The 20,428-nt window shown below is 41.1% G+C and carries 10 protein-coding genes; all 10 read left to right on the top strand.

Features of this window, described 5'->3' with window-relative positions; all coding sequences use genetic code 11:
• Window positions 1–2 precede the first annotated feature (2 nt).
• The 10 genes from ACHBIF_RS01820 (at window position 3) to ACHBIF_RS01775 (ending at window position 20,421) form a co-directional block, all read left to right on the top strand.
• On the top strand, window positions 3–245 hold the full coding sequence (locus ACHBIF_RS01820; RefSeq protein ID WP_001072182.1) for a hypothetical protein: 243 nt from the start codon (window positions 3–5) through the stop codon (window positions 243–245).
• 18 nt (window positions 246–263) lie between these two features.
• Window positions 264–1,118, top strand: coding sequence for a conjugal transfer protein TrbL (locus ACHBIF_RS01815; protein WP_394718266.1), 855 nt, complete (start codon window positions 264–266; stop codon window positions 1,116–1,118).
• Between the two features lie 190 nt (window positions 1,119–1,308).
• The gene (locus ACHBIF_RS01810; protein ID WP_014636633.1) at window positions 1,309–1,662 is read left to right on the top strand and encodes a PrgI family protein; all 354 of its coding nucleotides are present in this window, start codon (window positions 1,309–1,311) and stop codon (window positions 1,660–1,662) included.
• A complete protein-coding gene (locus ACHBIF_RS01805; protein ID WP_394718263.1) occupies window positions 1,619–3,970 on the top strand; it encodes a VirB4-like conjugal transfer ATPase, CD1110 family in 2,352 nt (783 codons plus the stop codon). Before ACHBIF_RS01810 ends, ACHBIF_RS01805 begins: the two co-directional genes overlap by 44 nt.
• Before the next feature lies 1 nt (window position 3,971).
• Entirely contained in the window at window positions 3,972–6,773 is a 2,802-nt protein-coding gene (locus ACHBIF_RS01800) for a phage tail tip lysozyme (protein WP_394718261.1), read from the top strand.
• 341 nt (window positions 6,774–7,114) lie between these two features.
• Window positions 7,115–7,750: a hypothetical protein gene (locus ACHBIF_RS01795; protein WP_044684044.1), complete on the top strand. Its 636-nt coding sequence runs from the start codon at window positions 7,115–7,117 to the stop codon at window positions 7,748–7,750.
• A 159-nt stretch (window positions 7,751–7,909) separates the two neighbouring features.
• Window positions 7,910–12,805, top strand: coding sequence for an SspB-related isopeptide-forming adhesin (locus ACHBIF_RS01790; protein ID WP_394718258.1), 4,896 nt, complete (start codon window positions 7,910–7,912; stop codon window positions 12,803–12,805).
• Window positions 12,806–12,997 (top strand): calcium-binding protein, encoded by a 192-nt coding sequence (locus ACHBIF_RS01785; RefSeq protein ID WP_011922455.1) that lies wholly within the window; start codon window positions 12,806–12,808, stop codon window positions 12,995–12,997. It abuts the gene before it with no gap.
• Window positions 12,981–13,532, top strand: coding sequence for a hypothetical protein (locus ACHBIF_RS01780; protein WP_012775120.1), 552 nt, complete (start codon window positions 12,981–12,983; stop codon window positions 13,530–13,532). Before ACHBIF_RS01785 ends, ACHBIF_RS01780 begins: the two co-directional genes overlap by 17 nt.
• 49 nt (window positions 13,533–13,581) lie before the next feature.
• Window positions 13,582–20,421, top strand: coding sequence for an SNF2-related protein (locus ACHBIF_RS01775; protein ID WP_394718255.1), 6,840 nt, complete (start codon window positions 13,582–13,584; stop codon window positions 20,419–20,421).
• Window positions 20,422–20,428 lie beyond the last annotated feature (7 nt).

Genomic DNA, 20,428 nt, shown 5'->3' with positions numbered 1-20,428 from the left:
ATATGAATCAAAAACTAACAGGCTTTGTTTACGGAGTGGACGCCAGCTCCATGTTCTCCCAAGCCATGTCTCTATTACAAAAAGGCTTAATTGCAGTGGGAGCTTTTCTTGTTGTCATGGGCATTATCAACCTTTCAACCAACATTAAAGATGGTGGTCCAGGTGTCCGAAATGCTATTCTAGAAATTGTTGGTGGTGTCATGGTGGGAGCTGCAGGTGCTTTTGTGACACAGATTACCATTTAGAGGAGGTCAGAACATGACATGATGATGAATTTTACGTCACCTTTTGTATTTCTAGCCTCTGAAAAAGTATCTAGCGATAGCCTTTTTGAAGGGTTTCAAGTGGATTTAGAATCAACCGCCAACTTGGTTAAATCACTGGCAGACTTTAATCCGACGGTGTGGTCTTATATGATAGCCATTACCAAGGGGATTATGCAGCCCTTGGGAGTAGCTATTCTTGCGGTTGTTCTCGTACTCGAATTCTCAAAAATGGCCAAGAAAATCGCAAACTCAGGTGGTGCGATGACCTTTGAAGCTATGGCACCTATGATTGTCAGCTACATCATGGTCGCGGTCGTAATTACCAATACGACGGTTATTGTGGAAGCCATTATTGCCCTTGCCTCTTATGTTATTGAACAAGTGGCAGGGCTTGTCACGACTGGTGGTGCTAATTACGATACCATCACAGGTATCAAGGGATCTGGAATTGTAGGAAAAATGATTATTGGCTTTTTTGCGATTCTCATTTGGTTGGTACGAATGGCCAGTATCATGGTTGTCAATATCTTGATTACCATTCGCTTTATCCAACTTTATCTGATGATTCCTTTTGCCCCTGTTACCATTCCGACCTTCCTTAGTGATGACTGGAGAAGTGTTGGGATTGGTTACCTTAAAAACATCATGGTCTATGCCGTTCAAGGTATTTTGATTTTTCTAATTGTATCGCTTGTTCCCTTGTTTGAGTCGGCTGGAAAGATTGCCGTATCAAATGGAGCTGGAGTGATGGAATCACTCGCCATTATGTTTGGTGGCTTGGTACAAGCCATATTGTTAATCATTGCCTTAGTTGGTAGTCAACGAACCGCCCGAAGTATTTTGGGGATGTGAGAGTAGGCCAGGAATCGGAACTGCTTTGCAGTCGATTACGTCGTCCTACCTCCGCAAGGACGACTAGAACTGTCATAGCTAGGAACTAGCGTAGAGAGTTCAGACGTCTACTGCGTCAAAATCATGAAGCAATTCAAACTGGACTGAGATTTTCATCTTAGTCCTTTTATCAAAGAAGGAGCTATTATTTATGAACACACGTGTCTTTAAGGACATTTCAAAGGTTCAACACAGGGCATGGTTAGGATTTACAACTAGACAGGTTATTTTTGTATTTCCAGCCGTCGCCATAACTATTTTGGTATTGGGCTTGAACCTATTTTACTGGCAATTTGGGGATTGGTTTGTCTATGGTTTTGTTTTTAGCTTTACCATTCCACTCATGTTATTTGGGGTCTATCGCCCTAATGATTTACCATTTGAAACCTATCTCAAGTACCGTTTTCATTATGAACTAACGGTGCCAGATCGTACATTTACTGGAAGAAAAGGAGACCAACGTGAAAAAATTAAAACACTCAATGAAACCAAAGACCTCTTCTAATGACAAAAAGCAAAAGACGAAAACACAGAAGCAGGAGATTAGACCTTCTACCGTAAATACGCTAGCCTATCAAGGGCTTTTTCAGAATGGCCTTATGCAGGTCAGTCCAAGCTATTTCTCACAAACCTATCTTTTAGGTGATGTCAATTATCAAACAGTTGGTTTAGATGATAAGGGAGCTATTGTTGAGAAATATTCCGATTTAATCAATTCACTGGATGATAAGACCAATTTCCAACTGACCATTTTCAATCAAAAGGTCAATCTGGAAAAATTCCGTAAGAGTATTCTCTATCCCTTACAGGAAGATGGGTTTGATGCTTATCGTGATGAATTAAATCGCATAATGAATGCCAACTTAGAGGCGGGCGAGAACAACTTTTCGGCTGTCAAGTTTCTTTCATTTGGCAAGAGCGACCAAACACCAAAACTAGCTTTTCGGTCTCTGTCGCAAATTGGGGAATATTTCAAGAGTGGCTTTTCAGAGATTGATGTATCTCTTGGTCTGCTTGGTGGAGAAGTGCGAGTGAATGTCCTTGCGGATATGTTGCGAGGTGAAAATCATTTACCGTTCTCTTACAAGGATTTGACCCTCTCAGGTCAATCCACCAAACACTTTATTGCCCCAACCTACCTTTCCTTTAAACACAAGAATCATATTGAATTGGACGATAGATTATTACAGATTGTCTATGTTCGTGATTACGGTATGGAGCTAGGGGATAAATTTATTCGTGACCTGATGCAGTCTGATTTGGAAGTGATGATTAGCCTACATGCTAAAGGCTCCACCAAGTCTGAGACCATGACCAAGTTACGAACCAAGAAAACCTTGATGGAATCACAAAAAATTGGGGAACAACAAAAGATGGCTCGGACTGGCATCTATTTGGAGAAGGTCGGCCATGTTCTTGAAAACAACATCGATGAAGCAGAAGCTCTTCTTCAAACCATGACCCAAACAGGAGATAAACTGTTTGACACCGTATTTCTGATTGGTGTGCTGGCAGATACTGAAGACCAACTCAAACAATCTCTTGATATTATCAAGCAAGTAGCAGGGTCTAATGATATGATTATCGATAATTTGACCTACATGCAAGAAGCTGCTTTTAATAGTCTCTTGCCATTTGGGAAAAACTATCTTGAAGGTGTTTCTCGGTCTCTATTGACTTCAAACATTGCCGTGAATGCACCTTGGACTTCCGTTGATATTCAGGACAAGGGTGGGAAATTTTATGGCATCAATCAAATCTCAAGTAATATCATCAGTATTGACCGTGGCAAGTTAAATACTCCGTCAGGTTTGATTTTAGGGACTTCTGGAGCTGGCAAAGGGATGGCGACAAAACATGAAATCATCTCTACTAAGCTCAAGGAAGTAGATAGTGATACTGAAATTATTATTGTTGACCCAGAAAATGAGTACAGTATTATCGGTCGAGCCTTTGGTGGGGAGAGTATTGATATTGCCCCAGATTCCACTACCTTCTTAAATGTCTTAGACCTATCCGATGAGAATATGGATGAGGATCCGGTCAAGGTCAAGTCCGAATTTCTCTTGTCCTGGATTGGAAAGCTCTTGGACCGCAAAATGGATGGTCGTGAGAAGTCCTTGATTGACCGTGTGACACGACTCACCTATAAGCATTTTGACACACCCTCCTTGGTCGAATGGGTCTTTGTCTTATCTCAACAACCTGAACAGGAAGCTAAGGACTTGGCACTCGATATGGAACTCTATGTGGAAGGGTCGTTGGATATTTTCTCACATCGGACCAATATCAAGACAGATAGTCATTTCTTGATTTACAATGTCAAAAAGCTAGGCGATGAATTAAAACAAATTGCCCTTATGGTTATCTTTGACCAAATTTGGAATCGGGTGGTGAAAAACCAGAAACTAGGGAAGAAGACCTGGATTTACTTTGATGAAATGCAGCTTCTTTTATTGGACAAATATGCCTCTGATTTCTTCTTTAAACTCTGGAGTCGTGTCCGTAAGTATGGTGCGATACCAACTGGCATTACTCAAAATGTGGAGACTCTTCTTTTAGATGCCAATGGCAGACGTATTATTGCCAATAGCGAGTTTATGATTCTATTAAAACAGGCTAAGAGCGATCGCGAAGAATTGGTGCATATGCTTGGACTTTCCAAGGAACTGGAGAAATACTTGGTCAATCCTGAAAAAGGGGCTGGACTAATCAAGGCCGGTTCCACCGTTGTCCCATTCAAGAATAAGATTCCACAACACACTGAGCTCTTTGACATCATGAGTACGGACCCTGAAAAAATGAGGACATGAGATGAAAGAGGATAAAAAGGTAGTCAAACAAGCCAGGCAAAACTTTCGAAGCAACTTAAAATCAGCTCGTATGCATTATCGGAAAGAAGTTAGAGCCTTAAAACAGACTGTTCCTAATAAAGGACGATTTCGAAAACCAGCTCAGAATTCTCTTTTTCAGGAAAAGAAAACAGAGTTAAAAGAAAATCTACTCAGTAGCCAAAAGGAAGCAGATGAGAAGTTTCTAAAGGAAATTACCTATGTGTCTCCTAGACTGTTGAAGGTAAAGGAAATCAAGAACTATCGACTTCCACATGCCCAAGAACGTTTGCGGACGGCAAGAAAACATTTGTCAGAAGTGAAACTAAGTGAGAAACAACAGGCAGTTGATTCCAAGTTTACTTTCCAAAAAGAAACTACTTCCTTGAAGTCTCGCTTTCAATTTCACCAAGAAAAGTCATTTGATCGACTCAGTGCAGAAAAAGAAGTAAGTTCTGCCAAACGTGAGGTCAAACAACTCAAGAAAGTCCAAAAGTCTAAGAAAAACTCCACCAAGTTCAAAGCTGGATTAGGCTTAGCTGCCTCTGAATCGCTTGACCTGGTGGCACAGGATGATGATTTAGATGGTCTAAGAACCTTAAAGGATACTAGTTTGAAAGCCAGACGCTATGGCAGGTTTACCTATCAAGCAGGTAAAGTGGCGGTGAAAAGTGGACAGACTGGTGTGCGTTTTACAAAGACGAAAGTGGCTCATGGAAAGGAACGATTCCAAAACTTCAAAAAGGGAAAAGGATTCATACGGCAGAAACCTCTTAAACCACAAAGACGCTACCGAACCTTTTTAAAGCATGCCAAAAAGCACAGTCTAGCAGGAGTTAAGGGGATTGCCCAAGCCATTAAGGGAAGTCTGACCTTCTTTTCTGCAATCGCGGGAAATCCTTTGACTTGGATTGTCTCAGGCCTTCTCTTGATACTCCTTTTGATGATGAGCTTTTTCATGAGTGTCTCAGGAAGCGGTGTCATTCAACAAGATGAGATGGAATTGACCAAGGCCTATACCCACATGACGTGGGAAGATGCGGAGCATACGAGAACTAACGAAAAAGGGATTACCTATTACACCAAGATTGATGAGGTCATGGTTTACATGAATCATCAATACCAAGACTACAAGCTTGACGATGTCATGGAAACAGGTGGTGCGACCTACAAAGTATTTCTCAGTCAAGTCTGGACGGACTTAAATGGTGGAGACTCTATTAAATCCATGTCTGACTTGTATAAAGAACCTGCTTACAAGCTGTCAGATGAGGACCAAGAAGAGCTAAAGGAATTGACCGAAGAAGGCAACTATTTAGTCCTTCAAGAATTGGACAATCCCTTCCAGGGACAGACCGATGAAGATAGTTTAAGTATGTTATACCGATATGGTTATGAGGTCATTGATGAAAAACCAACGCTTCATCACCATATCATCTTAGAAGCAAAAGAAGGTCAAGTCATTGTGGCTCCGATGGATGGCAAGGTATCTCTTGATGGGGAGAACGTTGTTTTGACATCTGGTAAGGGAGTCAATAAGACTAAACTAACCTTGTTTGGCATTCATTCAGGTCGTGTGAGTGAACATCAACAAGTCTTGGCAGGAGACATTATTGGTCAGACCAAGGATGGAACTGGTCTAAAAGTCACCTATCAAAAGGTTGATGATGACACGGATAAGTTGGTCTATGTCAATCCAGCTTTCTACTTTCCGAATGTGATCCAGGTTCAGACCACCATTCTTCCAACTATCGGTCAATTTGGTGGCGACGAGTTCGAGAGAGCAAAGGCTATTTATGACTATCTCAAAAGCAAAGGTGCGACAAATCAAGCTATCGCAGCCATTTTAGGAAATTGGTCGGTAGAATCCTCTATTAATCCCAAGCGTGCAGAGGGCGACTATCTATCTCCCCCTATTGGTGCGACAGACAGTTCGTGGGATGATGAGGGTTGGCTTTCACTTAATGGTCCAACAATATACAATGGACGTTACCCAAATATTCTTAAACGTGGTTTAGGCTTAGGACAATGGACAGATACCGCAGATGGTTCACGCAGACATACCTTATTGCTCGAATATGCCAAAGGAAAACATCAAAAGTGGTATGACTTGGGGTTACAACTGGATTTCATGTTGCATGGGGATAGTCCTTATTACACTAACTGGTTAAAGGACTTCTTCAAAAATTCAGGAAGTCCAGCTAGTCTTGCCCAACTCTTTCTCATTTACTGGGAAGGAAATTCAGGGGATAAGCTACTTGAGCGTCAGACACGAGCAAGTGAGTGGTATTACCAAATTGAAAAAGGCTTTAGTCAACCCAACGGTGGGACTGCACAAAGCGATCCAAAAGCACTTGAAGCTGTACGAGGAGATCTTTTTGAAAACTCTATTCCAGGAGGTGGTGATGGTATGGGCTATGCCTACGGTCAATGTACGTGGGGAGTCGCAGCCCGTATCAACCAACTGGGTCTAAAACTCAAAGGTAAGAATGGTGAGAAGATTCCAATTATCAGTACCATGGGCAATGGCCAAGATTGGGTACGAACAGCCGCAAGCCTCGGTGGTGAAACAGGCACGACTCCGAAAGCAGGAGCTATACTCTCATTTGCGGGTGGTGGGCATGGCACACCAACAGAATACGGGCATGTGGCTTTCGTCGAAAAAGTCTACCCAGATGGCTCATTCCTTATCTCCGAAACCAACTATAATGGCAATCCAAACTACACCTTCCGTAAATTATCTGGGGTGGATAGTAGCTTGAGTTTTGCGTATACGACGAAATAAAAATATTAGAATAATTGTCTTCTTGTCCCAAATATTGTATGATATTTAGGACAAAGTGGTCATTTCATCTAAACTTTAAGCGTGAACATAGGTGTTGACAAATAAGGAATTATCCTGTATAATATTGATAAATAAAGATTATAAATTACTTGTGGGCTAGTGGATATGGTCTGCACCCGCCTGTGGGCTCCGCACTCAGTTCAAACTGTTTGTTGAGAAAAAGAATAGCAGGACTGCCTACCCTTGAGGAATAGATAGGGCATATCTAGCGTGAGGTGAAACTCAATACGTGGAAGAGAAGGAAGCACCTGCTTCCTTCTCTTTTTTAGGAGAAAATTAGAATGACATATACTTTGGAATGGCTCGAGACCTTTGATGGAGAGATTGATATTCTCAATGTCGATATGTCTTGTTTGGCCAATACTATTGAGAAATATGTTTCTCAGTACAAATACGTTTATCAGACAAATATGGAGGACTATCCTAAAATTGTTCTCTCCGTCCCAAATTCCTCTATTCCCCATCTATTAGGATTATCAAGAGATCATCATGTCAATTTACCAACTAATAATGCAGGGAGTATTTTTGAAGGATTAAAGGATGATTGGACATTGCAGCGTCTAAATAAGGCTGATAATGGATGGTTTAACGAAAATAAATTCAAAATCGTTGGTACATTACTACTTTATCAAATGTTACATGTGATGGAATGTAAATTTTATACAACGGATGGTATTTTGAATAGAAAAGTTGGTAAACGATTTAGAAGAGATAATATTTATTTTGTGGTCTTCAAATTAAGTAATGGTATTAGTTACACCGTTGAATTATCACATGAACAAGGAAATCAATACTTTCCAAGAAGTCTTAAAATCAACGACACCTTAATTACAAATTGTAGAGAAATAGAGCTGAAACTTGTTGACAAGAAACGCTTTAAGACTGCTAAAGTTAGAAAGGTTAATTGGCCGTCTTAATGTAAAAATTGATTTGGTGATAATCAGGTCATCCACTTTTATGGGTGGCTTTTTTCTTTTCCCTGAATTGATTGTGATAACAAAATCAAGCCTTCTTTTTTATGATGAGGAAAGAGTGACAAATTGTTGCTAGAGAATAAAAGAAAAGAAGGACACTTTATGACCAAAACATGTAATCATCACTTTCTTGTCAATCAGGAAAAAGGCGAGAAACACGTCTTTCGCAAGAGTAAAAAACATCGAACGCTATGTTCGGTTGCCCTTGGAACTATGGTGACTGCCGTTGTTGCTTGGGGAGGCACGGTTGCACATGCAGACGAAGTCACATCATCAGTTGACACTACCATTCAACGAACGGAAAATCCAGCCACGAATTTACCAGAAGCACAACCAAACCCTGTATCTGAACAAACTGAAAGTTTAGGGTCAACTGGACAATCTAATGGTGCAATCGCTGTCACCGTACCACATGATACGGTATCACAAGCAGTTGAAGTGGCCAAGGCTGAAGGTGTTTCTACGGTTGAAGATAGCCCAATGGATTTAGGAAATACAACTTCTTCGTCAGAGACCAACCAACATATTTCTAAAGCAGAAGCAGATGCCCAAAAACAAGTTGAGGTTATCAATGAAGTTACTGAAACCTACAAAGCTGATAAAGCAACATATGAATCGAATAAAGCCCGCATTGAACAAGAAAACAAGGAGCTGTCACAGGCCTACGAAGGGGCCAACCAAACTGGTAAAGAGACAAATGCTTGGGTTGATGCCAAAGTCAATGACCTAAAATCCCAGTATTCAGATGCTGACGTGACAGTAAAAGAACAAGTAGTTTCATCAAGAAATGGGACATCTGTACTTGACTATACAAACTATGGCAAGGGTGTTGAAAGTATTCAATCAACTAACGAGCAAGCTGTAGCGGATTATCTAATAAAGAAAGCCAAGGCAGATGATATTGTTGCGAAAAACCAGGCCATTCAAAAAGAAAATGAAGCTGGACTTGCTAAGGCAAAGGCAGATAATGAAGCCATTGAAAGGCGTAATCAGGCAGGTCAAGCAGCTGTTGATGCTGAAAACCGTGCAGGCCAAGCCGCAGTTGAACAGGCTAATCAGGAGAAACAACAATTAGTTTCAGATCGAGCAGCTGAGATTGAAGCCATTACAAAACGCAATCAGGAAAAAGAAGCCGCAGCTAGAAAAGAAAATGAAGCGATTAATGCCTACAATGCCAAAGAAATGGAACGCTATCAACGTGACCTGGCCGAGATTTCAAAAGGTGAAGAAGGTTATATTTCTGAAGCCCTTGCTCAAGCCCTCAATCTCAATAATGGTGAACCCCAAGCACAACATGGGGCTATTACCCGAAATCCTAATCAGATCATTTCAACTGGCGATGCCATGCTTGGGGGCTACTCAAGAATTTTGGATTCAACAGGATTCTTTGTCTATGATAGCTTCAAAACAGGTGAGACCCTTAGTTTTAACTATCAAAATCTTCAACATGCACGATTTGATGGGAAAAAGATTAGCCGTGTGACTTACGATATTACCAACCTTGTATCACCAGCTGGAACCGCTGCCGTGAAGCTGGTTGTACCAAATGATCCTACCGAAGGCTTTATCGCCTACCGAAATGATGGAAATGGTGACTGGCGAACGGATAAGATGGAGTTTCGCGTAGTTGCTAAGTATTTCTTGGAAGACGGTTCGCAAGTTACCTTCTCCAAAGAAAAACCAGGTGTCTTTACACACTCGTCCCTCAATCATAATGACATTGGTCTAGAATATGTTAAAGATTCATCAGGGAAATTTGTGCCGATTAATGGCTCAACCGTTCAAGTGACTAATGAAGGTCTAGCCCGTTCTTTGGGTTCCAACCGTGCAAGTGATTTGAACTTACCTGAGGAATGGGATACCACATCAAGTCGTTATGCTTATAAAGGAGCTATTGTCTCAACGGTCACATCAGGCAATACCTATACAGTCACCTTCGGTCAGGGCGATATGCCACAGAATGTTGGATTGTCTTACTGGTTTGCCTTAAATACCCTACCAGTGGCACGTACAGTAACACCTTATAGTCCCAAACCTCATGTAACGGTGGAACTTGAACCCGTTCCAGAACCGATTACGGTAACACCTGATGTTTATACACCAAAAACCTTTACACCAGAAAAGCCTGTAACCTTCACGCCAAAGCCTTTGGAAGAAGTGGTGCAGCCTAGTCTAACTTTGACCAAGGTAACCTTACCTGTTAAACCTATTCCAAAAGAACTTCCAACACCACCACAAGTACCGACTATCCATTATCATGCGTACCGTTTGACGACAACTCCAGAGATTATGAAAGAAGTGATCAATAGTGACAAAGCTAATCTTCATGATAAAACTGTCGCAAAAGATTCAACGGTTATCTATCCCTTAACGGTCGAAGCTCTATCTCCTAATCGTGCCAAAACGACTAGTCTCATGTTTGAGGACTACTTGCCTGCAGGGTATCTCTTTGATTTGGAAAAAACACAGGCTGAAAACGGGGGCTACGAAGTGACTTTTGATGTATCTAAAAACTTTGTGACCTTAACCGCAAAGGAAAACTTGTTGCAGGAGGTAAATAAAGATTTAACCAAGGTTTATCAACTGACCGCTCCAAAACTCTATGGTTCTGTTCAAAATGATGGGGCAACCTATTCCAATAGCTACAAACTCCTTTTGAACAAGGGCACAACCAATGCTTACACAGTCACTTCAAATGTTGTGACGGTTCGTACACCAGGTGATGGGGAGATAACCACACTCATTACACCAGATAAAAACAATGAAAATGCGGATGGTTTCCTCATTAATGACACGGTCGTAGCCCTTGGCACAACCAACCACTACCGATTGACTTGGGATTTGGACCAGTATAAGGGAGATCGTTCTGCTAAAGAGACAATTGCACGAGGCTTCTTCTTTGTGGATGATTACCCAGAGGAAGTGCTTGATGTGGTGGAAAATGGGACTGCTATCACAACCCTTGACGGTCAGAAGGTATCAGGAATTACGGTTAAAAACTATGCTTCCCTAAATGAAGCCCCTAAAGACCTTCAAGATAAATTGGCTCGTGCTAAGATTACACCGACAGGTGCCTTTCAAGTCTTTTTGCCGGATGACAACCAAGCCTTTTATGACCAGTATGTTCAAACAGGAACTTCTTTAGCTCTTTTGACCAAAATGACGGTGAAAGATAGTCTCTATGGTCAAACTAAGACCTATACAAACAAGGCTTATCAAGTTGATTTCGGCAATGGCTATGAAACCAAGGAAGTGACCAACACCCTTGTTTCTCCAGAACCTAAGAAACAAAACCTCAATAAAGAGAAATTGGATATCAATGGGAAGCCAATGCTAGTGGGAACTCAAAATCACTATACTCTCTCATGGGATTTGGACCAATATCGAGGGATTAAAGCTGACAACTCTCAGATTGCACAAGGATTTTACTTTGTGGATGATTATCCAGAAGAAGCTTTATTGCCGGATGAAGCAGCTATTCAGTTTGTCACATCTGATGGCAAAACAGTTTCAGGAATCACGGTGAAGTCTTATTCTCAATTAACTGAAGCTCCTAAAACGCTACAAGTAGCCCTTTCGAAACAAAAAATTCAGCCTAAAGGAGCTTTTCAAGTTTTCATGCCTGAGGCCCCACAAGTCTTTTTTGAATCTTATGTGACCAAGGGGGAGAATATTACCATTGTCACTCCAATGACGGTTTTGGAAACCATGCTTAATTCAGGGAAGTCTTATGAAAACGTGGCTTATCAGGTGGACTTTGGGCAAGCCTATGAAACCAACACGGTGACCAATTTTGTCCCTAAAGTAACTCCACATAAGTCTAATACCAATCAAGAAGGTATTTCAATTGATGGAAAGACTGTTCTTCCGAATACGGTCAATTATTACAAAATTGTCTTGGATTACAGTCAATACAAGGACATGGTCGTGACGGATGATGTTCTTGCCAAGGGATTTTACATGGTAGACGATTACCCAGAAGAAGCCCTTACCCTAATTCCTGATGGCATTCAAGTTTTGGATAAGGCTGGCAATCGTGTATCTGGTATCTCTGTCAGCACCTACGCTAGTTTGTCAGAAGCTCCGGAAGTCGTCCAAGATGCCATGGCTAAACGTCAGTTTATACCTAATGGAGCCATTCAAGTTCTTAGTAGCGATGATCCAAAAGCCTTTTATGATACCTATGTGAAGACTGGTCAAACCTTAGTTGTCACGCTTCCGATGACGGTAAAAAATGAGTTGACCAAAACAGGTGGTCAGTATGAAAATACAGCCTATCAGATTGATTTTGGCTTGGCCTATGTCACGGAAACAGTGGTCAATAATGTTCCAAAATTAGACCCACAAAAAGATGTGGTGATTGACTTATCTCATAAAGATGAGAGCCTTGATGGGAAAGAAGTGGCCTTGCATCAAATCTTTAACTATCGCTTAGTTGGAGCGATGATTCCAAGTAATCGTGCGACAGAAATATTTGAATATGGTTTTCAAGATAACTATGATGAAAAGCATGATGAGTACAATGGTGTTTATCGCAGCTATCTGATGACGGATGTTACCCTCAAAGACGGTTCTGTCTTAAAAGAAGGAACGGAAGTCACGAAATATACCTTGCAGCAGGTAGATACAGAAAATGGACTCGTGTCAATTTCATTTGATAAATCCTTCTTAGAGACTATCTCTAATGATTCAGCCTTTCAGGCAGATGTTTACCTTCAGATGAAACGGATTGCGACTGGTCAAGTGGAGAATACCTATCTCCATACAGTGAATGGCTATGTCATCAGCTCAAATACAGTTGTAACACATACACCTCAACCTGAAGAACCAAGTCCAAATCAACCCACACCACCTCAACCACCAATTGAGACTATTGAACCGCCTGTTCCAGCAAGCATTTTGCCAAATACAGGGGAACAGGAATCCCTTTTGGGCTTGATTGGAGCTGGTATTCTACTTGGTACGGCTTATGGACTGAAGAAAAAGGAGGAGAAGTAGATGAATCCAAAAACTATTTATGAAAAGGATTCAGACCAAGATGGTTTGACAGATGCTCAGGAACTAGCTTTGGGAACCAATCCGCAGTCTGTTGACACAGATGGTGATGGTCAAGCTGATTTAGAGGAGCTACAATCTGGAAATTCACCACTAGTCCCACAAAAGGAGTTGTGTGATGGCTTGGAACTTTGACACCATGAAAGAGGCTTTGTCTGAAATGGAGAAGGTCGATTACCAAGAGTTTATCAAGGCCTTTCTCTCTTTGGAATTAAGTATTTCTGATAGAACAATCCTCAATCAGGTTTATCAAGATTATATGGATGAGGATGACCTATCCTTGATTAGTGATGAGCTACGAGTTAAAGTTGATAGTTATCAGGATGAAGTACAGGTAGATATGACTGACATTCTGGAAAAGTTGTACCGAACAGGTGAAGGCTCTAATTTTATTATGGATTTAATGTCCTCAAATAGTCTTTCAGACACCTTGGAACAGTATGAGGTTTTGGATAGTGACGATTATTCACTACTTAGCCTTGAAACCTTACAGGCCATGATTCAACAGGACTTGGCTATTTCTAGTCAGGATTATTTTGGAGATTTGGTTCGCCTTGCCTTGCAAAAAGATTTACTAGACCAGAAAAGTCATTTCTTACAACACTATGTGGCAACTGTAATGGATGGTATTCCACAAGAAAGAGACCAACGAGCCTTGGTCCTAGATTAACACAAAGGGCTGAGAAACACTCTCAGCCTTTTTAAAATGGGAGGGAATAATGAATCAAGAAGTCTTACTACAAATGATGAGAGCAACCATTCCTCGTGATAGAGCCTTGCTTGAAGCGTTTTTATATTACCAAGCAGAGCATTTTGATGAGGAGTGGGATAGTCTCGTTTATCAGTTTATGACCAATAGGCAGGGAATCAAAAGATCTGTTCAGGTACTTCACTTTGAGACAGATGTTTCAGCTTTTGTCCAGGCTAGTCCTTATGATACTGCTCATGATCTATTGACCTATACACAAGTTTTCGGCCAAACTGGTCTCCAAAAACTCGACAAACTATCGCCGTCTGAAAAAGACTTGGTGATAGAAGTGGCCTTGTTCAATCTGGCTACACGTTTTCAATTATTGGATTCCAATGGACACTATCAAACTATTTCACCAGATTCTCTATTACAAAAGAGTAGGGGAGCTAATTTGGTCAATGTTTATCGTGTGGCAAATAATTTAGCGGATCGGATTAGTCGAGATATTGAACAGTTTCTCTTAACTTACGAGCCTGAGCTTGAAATAAAAGTAGATGAAACAGTTCTAGAAAATGAAGAAACTGGTGATGAGCACAAAGCTAGTGTTCATCAAGCAATATCATTTAGAGAAGATGGCTCTCTCATCATTGCTAGTTTGGATGTAGATTTGTCTCAACTAGATGTTCAAACAGGAAAAACAAGTCATCTGCCAGCTTATGAAGCGTTATCTTTACGACGTAAATTTGAGATTCTAACATATTTTGACCAAATTCGAAATGAACGTTCCAAAGTCCCAAGTTTTAGACGAGGTGATTTTGATACTGAGACGGAAATGACACCAGTCTTTGAGGGCGAGGAGTTACTTACCTATCTAGAAGCTGATGGCACTCCCTATGAGCTGAAACGAACGCTGACCACAGTCGAAGAAAAGGAATTAGAAAAAATTGGACAAGCCATTTGGATAGAAAATCAAGAAAAATTGACTCAGCTAGGGATTGAGCTATCTCAGTTTGAATCAGACCAAATCGGTATTTTATTGGATGCCGCAGGTCGTTTTCATCTGAAAAATGCGGATCTTGCATTATTAGGTGGCTATCCAAATGCCTCTGTAACTCAACTAGCCCTTGCGACAGAACTACTCCAAATGGGATTGAGTCATGAAAAAATTGAATTTTTCTTTGGTAGCCAGCTTTCCATTGAAGAGCTGCGACAAGTTGCCTACGCCTTTTTACACCAAGAACTTAGCATAGAAGACGCGGAGCAATTTGAAAAAGATAAAGGCAATCAGCCAGATTTAACCCTCAGAGATTGGAAGAACAAGCTAGAGAAAGCTGAGGGAAAAGAAGTAGTTGATGAAGCGTTTGAGGTAAATCCACTTGTTCAGATGGTTTTGGACAACTATCCGCTTGGGACGTTGGTTTCCTATAAAGGACAGGACTTTGAGGTCGTTTCGGTCAGCGATGCTCGATTGAACGGTTTGATTCGGATTGAGTTAGTCAATGACTTTTCGGATATTATTGAACAAAATCCAGTTCTTTATTTGAGGACCTGGGAAGAAGTTAGTCAGGCACTTCATCAGCCAAAGGCAGAACCACAAACAGAGTTAGACGATGAAGACCAAGAATTAAACCTTTTTTCATTTCTGGAAGAGGAAACAAGTCAATCCGTTAATGAAGCTGTTCAGAACATTGGAGTTTTGGATCCAGAACAATCGGGAGAAGCTAGTCATGACAGTGAAAAGCCAACCATTTATGTACCAGAAGAAGTGCTTGTAGAATCGATTCCAGATATTCCAGCAACGGCTTTCTACTTCCCAGAAGATTTGACGAATTTTTACCCTAAAACTGCTAGGGATAAGGTTGAGACAAACATAGCTGCTATTCGTTTGGTGAAAATACTTGAAGCAGAACGCCGTCAAGCAAGTCCGAGTGAACAAGAATTGCTGGCCAAGTATGTAGGCTGGGGTGGACTTGCCAATGATTTCTTTGATGACTATAATCCAAAATTTTCTATGGAACGAGAAGAACTGAAAAGCCTAGTCACTGATAAAGAGTATTCGGATATGAAACAGTCCTCCCTGACAGCCTATTACACAGACCCTGCCCTGATTCATCAGATGTGGGATAAGTTGGAAAGAGACGGCTTTACAGGTGGCAAAATCCTAGATCCTTCCATGGGAACAGGGAATTTCTTTGCGGCTATGCCCAAACACTTAAGAGAAAAGAGTGAGCTATATGGCGTAGAGCTAGATACCATTACAGGAGCCATTGCCAAGCACCTTCACCCGAATAGCCATATTGAAATTAAGGGCTTTGAGACGGTGGCTTTTAACGACAATAGTTTTGATTTGGTGATTTCAAATGTGCCGTTTGCCAATATACGAATTGCGGATAACAGGTACGATAAGCCTTATATGATTCATGACTACTTTGTCAAAAAGTCACTTGATTTGGTCCATGATGGTGGACAAGTAGCGATTATCTCTTCCACAGGAACCATGGATAAGCGAACAGAAAACATCTTACAAGATATTCGTGAGACAACTGAATTTCTTGGAGGGGTTCGATTGCCTGACTCTACCTTTAAGGCCATTGCAGGAACGAATGTTACAACGGATATGTTGTTCTTCCAGAAACACTTGAACAAGGGATATGTGGAAGATGACCTAGCCTTTTCAGGTTCCATTCGTTATGACAAGGATAGTCGCATTTGGCTCAATCCTTACTTTGATGGAGAATACAATAGCCAAGTGCTAGGAATCTATGAAGTTAGAAACTTTAACGGTGGAACACTTTCAGTTAAGGGGACTAGTGATGACTTGTTTGCAAGTGTCCAAACTGCTCTAAATCACGTTAAGACTCCAATAGAGATTGATAGAAATATGGTCATCATTAATCCAAATGTGTTGACCAAACAAGTCATCGATACCTCTATTCCAGCTGAAATGAGGGAGAATCTGGGTCAGTACAGTTTTGGTTACCAGGGTTCTACAGTTTACTATCGAGACAACAAAGGCATTCGAGTCGGAACCAAGACGGAAGAAATCAGTTACTATGTCGATGAAGAGGGCAACTTCAAAGCATGGGACACCAAGCATTCTCAAAAACAGATTGATCGCTTTAATGCCTTAGAAGTGACTGATAGAACTGCTCTGGATGTTTATGTGACCGATGATGCAGCAAAACGTGGTCAGTTTAAGGGTTATTATAAAAAGACAGTTTTCTATGAAGCTCCTTTGTCTGATAAAGAAGTGGCACGGATTAAGGGAATGGTCGATATTCGCAATGCCTACCAAGAAGTTATTGCCATTCAACGCTATTATGACTATGATAAGGAGACCTTTAACCACTTGTTAGGCAAACTCAATCGTACCTATGATAGCTTTGTCAAACGCTATGGGTATTTGAACAGTGCAGTGAACCGCAATCTTTTTGATAGTGATGATAAGTATTCGCTTCTTGCTAGTTTGGAAGATGAAAGTCTGGATCCAAGTGGAAAGTCTGTTATCTATACAAAATCCCTTGCCTTTGAAAAGGCTCTAGTGCGTCCCGAAAAAGAGGTTAAAAAGGTACATACTGCCCTTGATGCCTTAAATTCCAGCTTGGCTGACGGACGTGGTGTTGATTTCGCTTATATGATGTCTATCTATCAGGTTGAATCGAAGATGACTTTGATTGAGGAGCTAGGAGACCTCATTATGCCTGATCCTGAGAAGTATTTGAATGGGGAACTGTCCTATGTTTCTCGCCAAGACTTTCTGTCCGGTGATGTCATTACCAAGTTAGAAGTGGTGGATCTATTCGTCAAACAAGACAATCAGGACTTTAACTGGTCACATTATGCAGGACTTCTAGAAACAGTCAAACCAGCACGCATTACTTTAGCAGACATTGATTATCGAATCGGTTCACGCTGGATTCCTTTGTCTGTTTACGGAAAATTTGCCCAAGAAATCTTTATGGGGAAAGCCTATGAACTGTCAGACCAAGAAGTAGCAACAGTCCTTGAAGTCAGTCCCATTGACGGAGTTATCACTTACCAATCTAAGTTTGCCTACACCTATTCCAACGCAACGGATAGGAGTTTAGGTGTCCCTGGTTCACGCTATGATAGTGGCCGTAAAATATTTGAAAATCTCCTGAATTCCAATCAACCAACGATCACAAAACAAGTTGTCGAAGGGGATAAGAAAAAGAATGTGACGGATGTAGAGAAAACAATGGTCCTACGTGCCAAGGAAACACACCTACAAGAACTCTTTCAAGATTTTGTAGCAAGGTATCCAGAAGTCCAACAGATGATTGAAGACACCTATAACAGTCTCTATAATCGTACAGTATCAAAGACCTATGATGGTAGCCATTTAACCATTGATGGACTTGCCCAGAATATCTCCTTACGTCCCCACCAAAAGAATGCCATTCAACGGATTGTGGAGGAGAAACGTGCCCTACTAGCCCATGAGGTAGGCTCTGGAAAGACCTTGACCATGCTTGGAGCAGGATTCAAACTGAAAGAATTAGGAATGGTGCATAAACCTCTCTATGTGGTCCCTTCTAGTTTGACTGCTCAGTTTGGTCAAGAAATTATGAAGTTCTTCCCAACCAAGAAAGTCTATGTGACCACTAAGAAAGACTTTGCCAAAGCCAAACGCAAGCAGTTTGTGTCTAGGATTATTACAGGGGATTATGATGCCATTGTCATTGGGGATTCACAATTTGAGAAGATACCGATGAGTCGTGAAAAACAGGTCGCCTATATCAATGACAAACTCGAGCAACTCAGAGAAATCAAGCTAGGAAGTGACAGTGATTATACGGTGAAAGAAGCGGAGCGTTCGATTAAGGGGCTAGAACACCAGTTGGAAGAACTCCAAAAACTGGAACGAGATACCTTTATCGAATTTGAAAACCTTGGCATTGATTTTCTCTTTGTGGATGAGGCTCATCACTTCAAGAATATCCGTCCAATCACTGGACTTGGAAATGTCGCGGGAATCACCAACACCACTTCTAAAAAGAATGTGGATATGGAGATGAAGGTGAGACAAGTTCAGGTAGAGCATGGAGATAGAAATGTTGTTTTCGCGACGGGAACACCAGTCTCGAACTCCATTAGTGAACTTTTCACTATGATGAATTATATTCAGCCCGATGTCTTGGAACGATACCAGGTATCAAATTTTGATTCGTGGGTTGGGGCTTTTGGGAATATCGAAAACTCTATGGAACTAGCCCCGACAGGTGATAAGTATCAACCTAAGAAACGGTTCAAGAAATTTGTCAACTTGCCCGAACTAATGCGTATTTACAAGGAAACCGCCGATATTCAGACTTCTGATATGCTTGATTTACCTGTACCTGAAGCTAAGATTATTGCGGTGGAAAGCGAGTTAACGCAAGCTCAGAAATACTATTTAGAAGAACTGGTAGAGCGTTCAGACGCTATCAAGTCAGGTAGTGTCGATCCAAGTAGAGATAATATGTTAAAGATAACCGGGGAAGCTAGAAAACTAGCCATTGATATGCGGTTGATTGACCCTGCTTATACCTTATCAGACAATCAGAAAATCCTTCAAGTCGTTGATAATGTCGAGCGGATTTACCGTGAAGGAGCTGAAGACAAAGCCACTCAGATGATTTTCTCTGATATTGGAACGCCTAAAAGTAAGGAAGAAGGATTTGATGTTTACAATGAACTTAAGGACTTGCTTGTCGATCGAGGGATACCAAAAGAAGAAATTGCCTTTGTGCATGATGCCAATACTGATGAGAAGAAAAATTCTCTCTCACGCAAGGTCAATAGTGGGGAAGTACGGATTCTCATGGCATCTACGGAAAAAGGTGGAACGGGTCTAAACGTGCAATCACGCATGAAAGCTGTCCACCACTTAGATGTTCCATGGCGTCCTTCTGATATTGTCCAGCGAAATGGACGACTGATACGTCAGGGAAACATGCACCAGGAGGTAGATATTTATCACTATATTACAAAAGGGAGCTTTGACAATTACCTCTGGCAGACGCAGGAGAATAAGCTCAAATACATCACTCAGATTATGACTTCAAAAGATCCTGTGAGATCAGCAGAAGATATTGATGAACAAACCATGACCGCATCAGACTTTAAGGCTTTAGCCACTGGTAATCCCTATCTCAAACTCAAAATGGAATTGGAAAATGAACTGACAGTGTTAGAAAATCAAAAACGAGCTTTTAATCGCTCAAAAGATGAATACCGTCACACTGTTTCCTATTGCGAGAAGCATCTCCCTATCATGGAAAAACGGTTGAGTCAATATGATAAAGATATTGCCCAATCTTTGGTAACAAAGTCGCAAGATTTTGTCATGAGATTTGACAATCAAGCAATGGATAATCGTGCAGAAGCAGGGGACTACCTGCGAAAACTCATTACCTATAACCGCTCAGAGACCAAGGAAGTCAGAACACTTGCCAGCTTTAGAGGATTTGATTTAAAAATGACTACACGAGGTCCTAGTGAGCCTTTACCAGAGACCGTTACTTTAACGATTGTAGGCGATAACCAATATACAGTCGCTCTTGATTTGAAATCAGACGTGGGAACCATTCAACGAATTAGTAATGCCATCGAACATATTATAGATGATCAAGAAAAGACTGAAGAAATGGTTAAGGACTTACGAGATAAGTTAAAAGTAGCTAAAGTTGAAGTTGAGAAAGTCTTTCCAAAGGAAGAGGAGTACCAGCTTGTAAAGGCCAAGTATGAAGTTTTGGCTCCCTTGGTCGAAAAAGAAGCTGAGATAGAGGAGATAGATGCGGCTTTGGCCAAGTTTAATGAAGGCAGTCAACTTCAACAAGAACAACAAATAGCACTTGAAATTTAAGAAATAG

Origin of the sequence: Streptococcus sp. A11, from assembly GCF_043674225.1 — a bacterium.
Classification (GTDB): Bacteria; Bacillota; Bacilli; order Lactobacillales; family Streptococcaceae; genus Streptococcus; species Streptococcus suis_V.
Note: the sequence above shows the minus strand (reverse complement) of the source record. Positions and strands in the feature narration are given on the sequence as shown.